At 62.1% G+C, this 12,818-nt stretch carries 5 protein-coding genes; all 5 read left to right on the forward strand.

Going from position 1 to position 12,818, the window contains the following annotated elements; all coding sequences use genetic code 11:
* Positions 1-7,041 (forward strand): cadherin-like domain-containing protein (locus tag RA26_RS16570; protein ID WP_039185492.1); only part of this gene is annotated, 7,041 nt, incomplete at its 5' end.
* Between the two features lie 114 nt (positions 7,042-7,155).
* Positions 7,156-8,064 carry a glycosyltransferase family 2 protein gene (locus RA26_RS16575; protein WP_052272460.1) on the forward strand — a complete coding sequence of 303 codons (909 nt, stop codon included), beginning with the start codon at positions 7,156-7,158 and terminating at the stop codon, positions 8,062-8,064.
* Between the two features lie 620 nt (positions 8,065-8,684).
* Positions 8,685-11,363, forward strand: coding sequence for a right-handed parallel beta-helix repeat-containing protein (locus RA26_RS16580; protein WP_039185494.1), 2,679 nt, complete (start codon positions 8,685-8,687; stop codon positions 11,361-11,363).
* Positions 11,364-11,522: 159 nt separating this feature from the next.
* Entirely contained in the window at positions 11,523-11,753 is a 231-nt protein-coding gene (locus tag RA26_RS16585; RefSeq protein WP_039185495.1) for a hypothetical protein, read from the forward strand.
* Between the two features lie 260 nt (positions 11,754-12,013).
* Complete coding sequence (locus tag RA26_RS16590) at positions 12,014-12,688, forward strand: sugar transferase (RefSeq protein ID WP_241482669.1); 675 nt, start codon at positions 12,014-12,016, stop codon at positions 12,686-12,688.
* The last annotated feature ends 130 nt before the right edge of the window (positions 12,689-12,818 follow it).

The following is a 12,818-nucleotide window of genomic DNA, read 5'->3' on the forward strand; positions in this document are numbered from 1 at the left end:
ACCTATACGATCAGCGATGACAGCGGCGCGACCGATACCGCAACCGTAAACCTGACCGTCTCGGCCCCGGCAACGGGCAACGGGCTGGTGTCGGATGATTTCTCGGGCGGCGCGCTGGATCCGGCGGTCTGGAGCGTGGAAGGGCCTGCCGGCATCTCCGCCGGCCTGGGCATTACCGGGTCCGAGGCCTATCTCGAACTGGTCACGCCGGACGGCAATTACGACGCTTGGCAGACCAACAACTCAGCCCGGGCGATGCAGGATATCGTCAATGAGGACTTCCAGGTCGAGGCGCGCTTCCTGACCACGCCCGCGGACCGCTTCCAGCTGCACGGGCTGCTGGTGGAACAGGACGCGGACAACTGGGTGCGGTTTGACACCTATTCCGACGGCACCGTGCTGCGGGTGTTCTCCGGCGTGACGGTCAACGGCTCGTCTTCGTCACGGCTCAACATGGTGATCCAGCCGGGCGATGCCGAGTATCTGCGGGTGGCGCGCAGCGGCGACACCTGGACCTATCAGTATTCCGCGGATGGCGCTAACTGGACCACCGCCGTCAGCTATACCCACGCGCTGAACGCAACCTCTGCCGGGGTGTTTGCGGGCAATGTGGCACAGGCCACGGGCTATACAGCCCAGGTTGATTATTTTGAGGTCTCCACCGATCCGATTGCAAATGAGGATGGCAGCGTCACCCCGGTCAATACAGCCCCGGAAGCGCTGAATGACAACTACGTGCTGGAGAGCGACCGCAGCCTGACGGTGGATGCCGCCAGCGGCGTGCTGGACAATGACAGCGATGCGGATGGCGATCCGCTGACCGCCACGCTGGATGTTCAGGCCGCCAAGGGCACCGTGGTGCTGAATGCTGATGGCTCCTTCACCTATACGCCGGATGCGGGCTCCTCCGGCTCTGACAGCTTCACCTATACGCTGAGTGATGGCACTGACACCGGCACTGCCACGGTGACGCTGAGCGCCCCGAACCCGGGCGGCGGCGGGCCGCTGGTGCAGGATGCGCCGGTGCTGACCACCGGCACCCCGGGCTTCACCAAGGTCATTGTCACCACCGCGATGCCGCTCACCCATGTAGGGATTGCGGCGGATTTCGATCAGGACGGCGACATTGATATTGCCGCGACATCAGAACAGAACGACTCTGTCGTCTGGTACGAGAATGACGGCGCCGAGAACTTCACCGCCCATGTCATCGACAGCAACCTCGAATCCTCCTACCCGGCGGCCATCGCTGACCTCGACCAGGACGGCGACGCCGATATCCTGGCGGCCGGCTACCGCGAAGATCTCTATGTCTGGTACGAAAACGACGGCAGCGGCAGCTTCCAGCGCCACACCATCGCCGCCAAGGACGGCGCCCATTACCTGGAGGCCGCGGATATCGATGGCGACGGCGACCTGGATCTGGTCACCGCCAGCCAGGATGCCGCCACCATTGCCTGGTATGAGAATGACGGTGCCCAGAATTTCACCGAACATGTGCTGGACAGCAATGCGCTGGAGGCCAAGACGGCCATCGCCTTTGACATCGACGGCGACGGTGATCTCGATATTCTGACCGCCAGCCACGGCGACGACACGGTGGCTGTCTATGAAAACGACGGCAGCCAGACCTTCACCAAACAGGTTGTCGACAGTGCTGCCGACGGCGCCTATTACGTCACGGCTGCCGACCTGAACGGCGACGGGCTGACCGACATCGCAGCGGCAGCCAAGCTCAGCAACCAGATCATCGGCTATTTCAGCACCGGCAGCGGCTATACCAAAACCGTGCTGGCGACCAGCGTTCTGGGGGCAAGGACGGTGATTGCCGAAGATGTCGATAATGACGGCGACATCGACCTGCTGGCCGCCAGCGTCGGCGACGACAGCGTGCGGTTTCTGGAAAACGACGGCAGCGGCGTCTTCGGGGCCATCACCATCGACGGCACCGCAGATGGCGCCTATACGCCGACACCGGCCGATGTGAACCAGGACGGTCTGACCGATGTGATTGCCGCCAGCAAAACCGATGCCACGGTGGCGGTGCTGCTGCAGCACCGGGAACACTCCGCGGTCATGAACGCGGGCGAAAGCCTGGCCATTGATGCCTCGCTGCTCGCGGCCACCGATACCGAGCAAAGCGCCAGCGAACTGGTCTACACGTTGGTTTCGGCCCCAGCCCTTGGCGCGCTGAGGCTGAACGGCAGCGATCTGGCGGCCGGCGGCAGCTTTACCCAGGCCGATGTGAACCAGGGGCTGGTTTCCTTTGCCACCACCGCGGGAACTGACGGGCCGGACGGGTTCGAACTGGGCCTCAGCGACGGCATTTCGGCACCTGCCAAGGTTGTCTTCGACGTCACCATCGGCACGCCAGCCTCGGGCAGCGGGCTGGTGTCGGATGATTTCTCGGGCGGCGCGCTGGATCCGGCGGTGTGGAGCGTGGAAGGGCCTGCGGGCGTCGCTGCCAATCTCGCGTCCAACGCCGCAGATGCCTATCTGGAGCTGGTCACGCCGGACGGCAATTATGATGCCTGGCAGACCAACAACTCAGCCCGGGCGATGCAGGATATCGCTGACGAGGACTTCCAGATCGAGGCGCGCTTCCTCAGCACTCCGGCGGAGCGGTTCCAGCTGCACGGGCTTTTGGTGGAGCAGGACGCAAACAACTGGCTGCGCTTTGACACCTATTCCGATGGCACCGTGCTGCGGGTGTTTGCGGCGGTGACGGTCAACGGGTCATCATCGTCGCGGGTCAATGCGGTGATCCAGGCCGGCGATGCGGAATACCTGCGGGTGGACCGCTCCGGCGACACCTGGACCTACGAGTATTCCGCCGACGGCATCAACTGGACCACGGCCGTCAGTTTCACCCATGCGGTCACCGCCGCCTCGGCCGGGGTGTTTGCCGGCAATACCGCCCAGGCCACCGGCTATACCGCCCAGATCGACTACTTTGAAGTCGCCCATGATCCGATTGCGGATGAGGATGGCAGCCACACACCCCCGGCCAATCAGGCGCCGGATGCGGTGGATGACGGCCTGGCCGTGGGGCATGATACGGCGCTGGTGATTGATCAGTCGGCGCTCTTGTCCAACGACAGCGACCCCGATGGCGACCCGATCACCTTCGACAGCTTCACCAATCCCTCCAACGGCACCCTGCTGGACAATGGCGACGGCACGCTGACCTATACGCCCAACGCGGGCTATGAGGGACCCGACAGCTTCACCTATACGATCAGCGATGACAGCGGGCTGACGGATACCGCGACAGTGAATCTGACGGTCTCAGCGGCCGCGAACCAGGCGCCGGATGCGGTGGATGACGGCCTGGCGGTGGGACATGATACGGCGCTGGTGATTGATCAGTCGGCGCTTTTGTCCAACGACAGCGATCCCGATGGCGATCCCGTCACCTTCGACAGCTTCACCAATCCGTCCAACGGCACGCTGGCGGACAATGGCGACGGCACGCTGACCTATACGCCCAACGCGGGTTATGAAGGGCCGGACAGTTTCACCTACACGATCAGCGATGACAGCGGCGCAACCGATACCGCAACCGTGAACCTGACGGTTGCGGCACCGCCTTCGGGCAGCGGGCTGGTGTCGGATGACTTCTCCGGTGCGGCGCTGGATCCGGCGGTCTGGAGCGTGGAAGGGCCTGCGGGCATTTCCGCCGCTTTGGGCAGCAATGCGGGGGAGTTCTATCTGGAGCTGGTAACGCCGGACGGTTTCTATGACGCCTGGAAGACCAATAATTCGGCCCGCGCGATGCAGGACGTCACGGATACGGATTTCGAGATCGAGGCGCGGTTCCTGACCACGCCCGCCGACCGCTTCCAACTGCACGGGCTGCTGGTGGAACAGGACGCAAACAACTGGCTGCGGTTTGACACCTATTCCGACGGCACTGTGCTGCGGGTGTTCTCCGGCGTCACCATCAACGGATCCTCGTCTTCGCGGATCAATACGGTGATCCAGGCCGGCGATGCGGAATACCTGCGGGTGGCGCGCAGCGGTGACACCTGGACCTACCAGTATTCCGCCGACGGCACCAATTGGACCACTGCGGTCAGCTACAGCCATGCGATCACCGCCACCTCGGCGGGGGTGTTTGCCGGCAATGTGGCACAGGCCTCCGGCTATACTGCGCAGGTCGACTATTTCGAGGTCTCCACTGATCCCATCGTCAACGAAGACGGCGGCGGCACACCGCCCCCGAACCAGGCGCCGGATGCGGTGGATGACGGTCTGGCGGTGGTGCTGGACACCGCGCTGGTGATCGATGAATCCGCCTTGATGTCCAACGACAGCGATCCCGATGGCGATCCCGTCACCTTCGACAGCTTCACCAATCCCTCCAACGGCACGCTGACGGACAATGGCGACGGCACGCTGACCTATACCCCCAATGCAGGCTATGAGGGGCCTGACAGCTTCACCTACACGATCAGCGATGACGGCGGGCTGAGCGATACCGCGACAGTGAATCTGACGGTCTCAGCGGCCGCGAACCAGGCGCCGGATGCGGTGGATGACGGCCTGGCGGTGGGACATGATACGGCGCTGGTGATTGATCAGTCGGCGCTTTTGTCCAACGACAGCGATCCCGATGGCGATCCCGTCACCTTCGACAGCTTCACCAATCCGTCCAACGGCACGCTGGCGGACAATGGCGACGGCACGCTGACCTATACGCCCAACGCGGGTTATGAGGGACCGGACAGTTTCACCTATACGATCAGCGATGACAGCGGGCTGAGCGATACCGCAACCGTGAACCTGACGGTTGCGGCACCGCCTTCGGGCAGCGGGCTGGTGTCGGATGACTTTGCCGGAGGGCCGCTGGATCTGGCGGTCTGGAGTGTCGAGGGTCCTGCAGGCATCTCCGCCGCCACCGGCGGCAATGCCAATGACGCCTTCCTGGAACTGGTCACGCCGGACGGAAATTTTGATGCCTGGGGCACCAACAACTCGGCCCGCGCCATGCAGGATGTCTCGGATGTGGATTTCGAGATCGAGGCGCGGTTCCTGAGCATGCCGTCAGAACGCTTCCAGCTGCATGGTCTGCTGGTGGAGCAGGATGCCAATAACTGGCTGCGGTTCGACACCTACTCTGATGGCACGGTGATCAAGGTGTTTGCGGCAGTCACCACCAATGGATCCTCGTCTTCGCGGGTCAATATGACGATCCAGGCCGGAGATGCTGAGTATCTGCGGGTGAACCGGTCCGGCGATACCTGGACCTATGACTATTCCGCGGACGGCAGCAATTGGACCACGGCGGTCAGTTTCAACCATGCAATCACCGCATCCTCTGCCGGGGTGTTTGCCGGCAATGTGGCACAGGCCACCGGTTATACTGCGCAGGTCGACTATTTCGAGGTTGCCAGCGATCCGATTGCGGATGAGGACGGCAGCCATGTGCCGGTCAACACCGCGCCGGATGCACAAAATGACGCGATGCCGGTGGCCATCGACACGGCCTTGGTGATCGCCACCAGCAGCCTGCTGGCCAACGACAGCGATCCCGATGGCGACCCGATCACCTTCGACAGCTTCACCAGCACGTCCAACGGCACGCTGACGGACAATGGCGACGGCACGCTGACCTATACGCCCAACGCGGGTTATGAGGGGCCCGACAGCTTCACCTATACGATCAGCGATGACGGCGGGCTGACGGATACGGCAACCGTGGATATTGCGGTAGGTCCGGTTATCGATGTCTGGTACGGGCCAACGCAGACCTTCGGCCAGCCGGGCGAGGCGCAGACCTGGGTCAATATCCTGGGCGATGTCTTTGCCGAGGATATTGACACGCTGACCTACAGGCTGAACGGCGGCGCCGAGCGGAACCTGTCGGTTGGCCCCGACGCCCACCGGCTGGAGAAGGCCGGCGACTTCAACATCGACATCGCCTACGATGAGCTGGACCCGACAGCCGCAGATGACGTGGTTTCCATCATTGCCCGGTATAATGACGGTTCCGAGTACACCCAGGATGTGACCATTCAGTATCAGGACGGCGCGGCCTGGCCTGAGGATTACTCCATCGACTGGTCCGCCGTCAGCAATATCCAGGACGTGGCGCAGGTGGTCGACGGCAAGTGGACGCTGACCGGTGACGGGGTGCGCCCGGATGAGCTGGGCTTTGACCGGTTCATTGCGATCGGCGACAACTCCTGGGACTTCTACGAGGCCCGCCTGGCCGTCACCCCGCATGACCTGTCGGCGGCAAACGGGCTCTTCGGCTTTGGCCTGTGGTGGAACGGGCATACCAGCGACAGCCCCATCCAATGGCAGCCGCTGCGCGGGTTCACCCCGTCCGAGTTCCTGTTCTATGATCAGCTGACCGGCACGCCGCATTTCGAGATCTACCCCAGCACCAATATCACACCGTTCACGCTGGCCGAGGACACGCGGTTCAACTTCGTGATCCGGGTGGAGCAGTCAGGAACCTTTGACCGGTCCTACAAGATGAAGGTCTGGGAAGAGGGTACCGCAGAGCCGGCCGGCTGGCTGATGGATCTGGTCATCGATTATGACGACCCGATCACCGGCTCCTTTGCGCTGGTCACCCATCACTATGACATCGAGTTCCACGACATCGACATCACTGGAATAGAAGGCGGTGACGTGACCATCGGCGATGACAGTGCTGAAGTGCTGGCGGCGGTGGACGCAGCAGATCCGCTGCCGGGGCTGGGCGAGCTGGATGTCTTCACCGGCAATGGCGGCGATGATGTCTTTGTCTTCGGCGATAACGGCACCGTCTACTATGACGACGGCAATGGCGCCACCAGCGGCGAGGACGATTACGGTTATGTCTGGGACTTCAGCGCCGGCGACAAGGTGCGCCTTGCGGGAACCAGCTCTGACTATGTGCTGAGCGAGGACGCCGCCGGGCTGCCGGGCGGCACTGCAATCTGGCTGGCGGGCAGCGGCGGCGATCAGGATGAGCTGATCGGGATCCTGCACAATGTCTACGGGCTGAGCCTGACCGGCGACGCATTTGAGTTCACAGGCCTTGTCTGAGTTACCAATGCGCAGGGGCGGCCCCCTCCAGCCTGTGCACCGCCGGGGCCGGCGGCTGGCCGTTTCCGCGGCACGGGCTATCTCGAACATGGGTATTGGCAGACGAGTGAGCAGATGAAAGATCCTTCCGCAGCTCCGGCCTGCAGCATCGGGCTGCCGGTCTACAATGGCGAGAACTACCTGGAGCAAGCCATTCAATCGGTGCTGGCGCAGAGTTTCCAGGACTTCGAACTGATCATTTCCGACAATGCCTCAAGTGACGGCACCGAGGCGATCTGCCGCCGTTATGCAGAGCAGGATCCGCGGATCCTCTACGTGCGGCAGCCGCGCAACATCGGCGCCGCCAAGAATTACAACTATGTGTTTCACCTGGCGCGCGGCGCCTACTTCAACTGGCTGGCCCATGATGACATCCTGGGCCCGGATTTCCTGTCCGCCTGCCTTGCGGGTTTTGCCGGCCATGGCGGCCGGGCGGTGCTGGTCTATCCGTCCTTCAAATACATTGATGAAACCGGGCGGGAGATTGAGGCAGAAGTCCCGGCCTGTGTGGAAACCGCCGCCGCCACGCCGGGGCAGCGGCTGTACCAGTGCCTGGACCAGCTGGCGATTGTCACCTCGGTCTTTGGCGTGTTCCGGCGGGAAGAGCTGGCAAAGACCCGGCTGATCGGCAGCTATATCGCATCGGACTATGTGCTGCTCGCGGAATGCGCCCTGCTGGGCCATATCGTGCGGCTGAACTGCCCGCCGCAGTTTCAGCGCCGCCTGCATAAGGACGGATCCCAGCGGGCCAACACATCGCCGGAGGAAGTGGCGAAATGGTTCGACCCGACAGCGGTTGCCGACGCGCGGCCGGCCCGCCGCCTGTCGCGGGAATACCTGAACGCGATCTGCCTGACGCCGGGCCTGCGCGCAGGCCAGCGGCTGGACGCGCTGCTGCGGCTGGTGGTGCAGCGGCTGAAGCGGAAACTGCAGGTGAAAAGAAAACAGCGGCAGCGCCACCGGCTGAAAAAGCGCCCGGCCTGAAGACACGCGCCCGGCACTGAACGAAGGGCCAGCGGTCCGGCCGGAGATCACGTGCAATGCTGCGGCTGCGCAGCATGTTTGCGCGCAGGGCCGCCTGAAACGGGCCTTTTGGCCTGCAAATTCGATTCTTGTATCGCGATTTCAACTGGCGCAGCGGCTTGATCTTTTCCGCAGCAGCGGCTAAACACCTCTGATTACTGCGATTTGCATGTCCCGCGGCCTGATTTGTGCCGAATTTTATGTATCGGTTTGCAGGGCACACCAGATCCACTGTTACAGAACAGCTCCGCTGTTTCCCAGCTTTTTGGCGGCCCGCCATAAGCGGGTTTTCGCCTGTGCGCGGTTATTTGCAGACCGCTGACAGGGAATTGGCCGAAAAAAGCCAGCTTTTGGGCGCAAACCTCCATCAGTCTTCCTGTTAACCAAGTTGGGCGATAGGCCGCTTCTAGGTTTTGTACAAGTTTGCTCTCTGCGGCGGGATGACAGGCACCGGCGGCCGGCGGGAAACCCGGCAGCTGCTTGAACGGCCTGAAGGCCCTGCCCCGGCGGGTATGGTTTGGGAAAATGTAAGAGTGTGAGCCGCGCCACTCAGCGGTTGATCACCAGTGAAAGGAAATCACATGACCGTTTGGTATTCGTCTGACCTCGGCTGGTCCGCGGGTCAGGATGTCTCCAGCGCGTTCGCGTCCCTGTTGAGCAGCAACAAGTTTAAAGCAGGAGATACACTCGTTCTCGAGGACACCTACCAGATCTCGGGATCGAACCTGCGCCTGCCCAAGGATTTCACGCTGACCGCGGAAAAAGGCGCAGGCCTGGACGTGCGCACCACCTCGTCCACCGACACCTCCGCGTTGTTCATCCTCTCCGATGGGGTGACGGTGGACAATGTCACCTTCGACGTGGTGAACGCACCCAAGACCAGCTATGACGGAATCCTTCCGGCTGCCGGCCAGGATTATCACAAGAAACGGATCCTGGTTGTCGATGGCGACAACGTCACGATCGAGGACAGCGCCTTCTCCGGCAATGTGTCGATGCATGTCGACGTGCAGGGCGGCAACAATCTGACCGTTGAAAGCAGCCTGTTCGAAGGCGGTTTCTACCAGCTGCGCGTCGTGGAAGGCGATGGCGCCACAATTTCCAACAGCCATTTCCGCCTGTCCCTGGGTGACGGCATCAAGACCGAAAGCTCGGTCGCCGGCGACGGCCCGTCGGACATGACGGTGACCGGCAGCTTCTTTGAGAGCAACGCCCGCGACGGGCTGGACACGGCCGGCGGCTTCCGCAACGGCACGGTTCTGAATTCGGTGTTCTACAACAACGGCGTCAGCGGCTTTGACCTCAAGAGCTCCTATCACGACAGCACCGACTTCAACGTTGAGAAATGGAACACGAACATCCGTGTCGAAGGCAGCCAGTTCATCAACAACCCCAATGGCATTGTCATCAGCGCCGTCGACAGGACCGGCCTTCTGAACAACAGCAACGCCGAGGCGATGCCGCACGATATCCATATCAGCGACACGATCTTCGAAAACACCGGCTCCAACTCCGGGCGGGCCTTCCTGATCAAGGACGGCTATGACATCACCTGGGAGGGGGTTTCCCTGCTCGGCAATACCACCGAGCTCCGCTTCATGGGGGTCTCGGGACTCAGCCTCTCCGGCTCCAATGTCGGCGGCACGTCCACCACGGGCGCGGCGCGCAATCTTTCTGTGGATCAGCTGTGGGACGGCTCGGCCGGCCCGGTGCAAGGCGGTGAAGCCGTTGACGGTTCGACCCCTGCGCCCGATCCGGAACCCACCCCCGATCCGGAACCCACACCCGATCCGGAACCCACACCCGACCCCACCCCGGATCCGGAACCGGGCGCCGGCGGCGAAACCGAGCTGCTGTTCTACCGCTCCGGCAACATGGAATTCGACGGCAGCAATGCCAAGGTGATCGAAGTGGCCCCCAGTGCCGCCACCCGGGTTGAGGCCGCAACGGTCTCCTTCAGCTTCAACGCCGACAAGGTCAGCGGCAGCCAGGGCCTGGTGTCCAAGGACGCCGGCGGCACCTCCGTCAACAACGGCCATTTCACCTCCTACATCAAGGACGGCACGCTCTACGTCCGCTACCAGGAGGGCTCAGCCTCAAAGACGCTGAAACTGGACGGCATCCAGGCCAACAAGGTCTATGACGTGCGCACCAGCTTTGGCGACGGCAAGGTTTCGCTGTGGGTCGACGACGCGCTGGTGAGCAGCCAGTCCTTTGACGTCAACTGGCTGGACAATACCGAATACCTGCAGATCGGCGCCAACGGCTGGGCCAGCCAGACCGGCAAGGCAGGTTTCCGCGACGCCTTTGACGGCACCATCTCGAATGTGGAGATCACCGCAGGTTACAACACCATCGCCTCGGACGAGAAAGGCGGGACCGGCACCAGCGTCCCGGCACCGGCGGTCGATATCAACCCGGTGGGCGGCGACAACAGCATTTCGCAGGCCGAAGCCGGCGCGCTGACCCTGACCGGCACCGCGCAGAACATCGCAGACGGCGGCCTGGTGACCGTGACGCTGGTGAACGGCTCCGCGGAAACCACGCTGGGCACCGCCGCCGTCTCCGGCGGCAGCTGGTCGCTGGACGGCGTGGACCTGGGCGGTCTGGCAGCGGGCGGTTATACGATCTCCGCCTCCGCCAGCAATGCCGCCGGAGCGGCCCGGTCGGAAGAGCCGTTTGACGTCTATGAAGAGGCCGCGGAACTGCCGGAGCTGCCCGACCTCGCCGAGGTCTTCGGCATCGACGGCGCGATGGAGTTCGACGGCTCCCGCAGCGCAGTGCAGGAGTTCGCTCCGGACGATGCGCTGAAGCTGGCGGCAGGTGAAATCTCCTTTACCTTCAACGCCGACACGGTCAGCGGGCGCCAGGGGCTGGTCTCCAAGGATGCCTCCGGCACCGATGTCAACGAAGGCCATTTCACCTCCTATGTCAGCAACGGCACGCTGGTTGTCCGGTTCCAGGAGGGCAGCACGTCCAAGACCTTCAAGGCCACCGGCATTCAGAAGGACACCGACTATGACGTCACCGCCAGCTTTGGCGGCGGGGAAGTGGCGCTGGAGCTGAACGGCCAGCTGATCGGCCAGGCGGACTTCGACTTCGACTGGCTCGATAACGGCGAGTATCTGCAGGCCGGCGCCAACGGCTGGGCCAGCCGGACCGGCGAGGCAGGCTTCCGCGACGTCTTTGACGGCACCATCAGCGATCTGTCGATCACCGATACCAGCGCGGCGCTGAGCGACGACTTCCTGCTGGTCTGAAACCAGAAGCGGCGCAGGGGCTTCCTGCGCCGCTCTTTTTCGCGGTGCCGTTCCGGGCTTGCCCGCGCCGCATAAAAACCTGCAAATCCCGATGTTTTTCTGGCATTCTCAGCGTCAGCGGAATATTCCTGAGGAACCCTTTATGGTTGAAAGCTCCTGATGGCGATTCCATTTTTCTTCTTCTCTGCCTTTGCAATGTGGGCAGGCGCTATTTCTTTATGGTTGTTTTTTGAATTTGAAATTCTCCCCTCAATTGCCATCAGCCTGACAGCTTCAACCGCCCTGTTTTTTGCGGCCCTGATCCTGTCCAGACTTCTCTCTGCATTTTCAAGACCTTCCGGAACCCCCCCGCAGTCCGGCAGGGCGCTGCCTCTGGCACGCCGGAATTGATCCTTCGTTGGGCATTTGTCTGCCCGGATTGAAATAAATTTTATCTTGGCAGAATGGCGGCCAACCGGCATACTTAACGGGTAGCCCTGTCTTTGTGTTGTTCCTTGGGCTGCATGTATGGGGTCTGGGGGGACTGCATTTCAGAAATTCAAGTGCCCATGCGCCTTTTTGAAGGCTGCGATGTTTGTTTCGGGCAATCGGTTTCTGCCCCCCATTGTGTGGGTTAGTAAACGGTTACCGGTTCTATGAAAAATGGTGTTGTGTTAAAGAGTGCCGCCAAAGGGTATTATTACCCGGGCGGAGAACGTGGCAGTCTGACAGAAACTTTCGCCGGCACGGCCCGGCGGCGTCTCTATCTTGGCTCCAAACGTCTTGCGGATATCGTGATCAGCCTGGCCTGCCTGCCTTTGCTGCTGGGCATCTGCTGTGTCCTTTTGTGCCTGAACCCGTTCTGGAACCCCGGCCGCCTGTTCTTTCTGCAGCGGCGCTGCGGCCAGAACCGGCAGGGTTTCACCATGCTGAAATTCCGCACCATGACCTGCAAGGGCGCGGGCGAACGGGGGGCGGATGATCCCCTGGACAAGGGCCGCATCACGCCTCTGGGGCATTTCATGCGGGGCAGCAAAATGGACGAGCTGCCGCAGATCCTGAACGTGCTGATGGGGCAGATGAGCCTGATCGGGCCGCGGCCTGAGATCTGCTCATTTGCCGAAACCTACCGCGAGGCAATCCCCGGATATGAAGTCCGCGAAACCGTGCGGCCGGGCATGAGCGGCTATGCGCAGGTCGTGCAGGGCTATACCGACTGCATTGAAATGGCCCGCACAAAAACCGAGCTCGACACCCATTATGTGCGCAACATGGGGTGGCGGCTGGACCTTTTCGTATTAGTTGCAACTCTCAAGATCGTGTTTGGTTGGCGGCTTCGCCCTTAGCATAGGCAGTCTTGTGCAGTTAATTTTGGTACCGGTTTCAGCAGGGCAGGGCGGCCCCGAACGGATGTGCCCTGCCGGATTTTCAGTTTCCCGGCAGGCAAGAGCGCGGCTCTTGCCCTGGGCTTGCACA

The organism is Leisingera sp. ANG-M7 (assembly GCF_000813965.1).
Lineage (GTDB): Bacteria > Pseudomonadota > Alphaproteobacteria > Rhodobacterales > Rhodobacteraceae > Leisingera.